Raw genomic sequence first — 593 nt, 5'->3', positions numbered from 1 at the left:
AAGCGGTTTTAATGCTAAGTTATTAGCGATGATATGTAATCGTCCAAATGTCAGACAAGGATTAAAACAATCAGGTGTGTATATTCCAGAGACAACTGTTTTTGCGGCAGCAGAACATCATACGTCTACTGATACGTTGGCATGGGTATATGTGCCAGACACATTATCTTCTATTGCTTTAGATGCATATGAATCATTGAATGACGCGATGCCGATGATTTCTGAACACGCGAATCGCGAACGTTTGGACAAACTGCCAACGATTGGTCGTGTGAATCATCCAGTGGAAGAAGCGCAGCGGTTTGCGAGTGATTGGAGTGAGGTACGTCCAGAATGGGGCTTGGCTAAAAATGCATCATTTATAATTGGACGACGCCAATTAACAAAAGGCATTGATTTAGAAGGGCGGACATTTTTACACAATTATGATTGGCGTAAAGATAAAGATGGCAAATTGTTAAATACTATCATTTCTGGTCCGGCGCTTGTGGCACAATGGATTAATTTACAATATTATGCGTCGACAGTTGCGCCGCATTTTTACGGAAGTGGGAATAAAGCGACACAAACCGTCACGTCAGGTGTTGGTGTCA

Annotated in this window: 1 protein-coding gene; it reads left to right on the top strand. The window is 42.0% G+C overall.

The window, feature by feature from the left end:
• Positions 1–593, top strand: a 593-nt coding sequence (locus IDG60_RS28410) for a putative inorganic carbon transporter subunit DabA (protein ID WP_206161167.1), incomplete at both ends; no start/stop codon positions are given.

Source organism: Staphylococcus sp. EG-SA-2 (assembly GCF_017152085.1).
The sequence above is the reverse complement of the archived record's forward strand: the minus strand, read 5'-3'. Positions and strand labels throughout refer to the sequence as shown.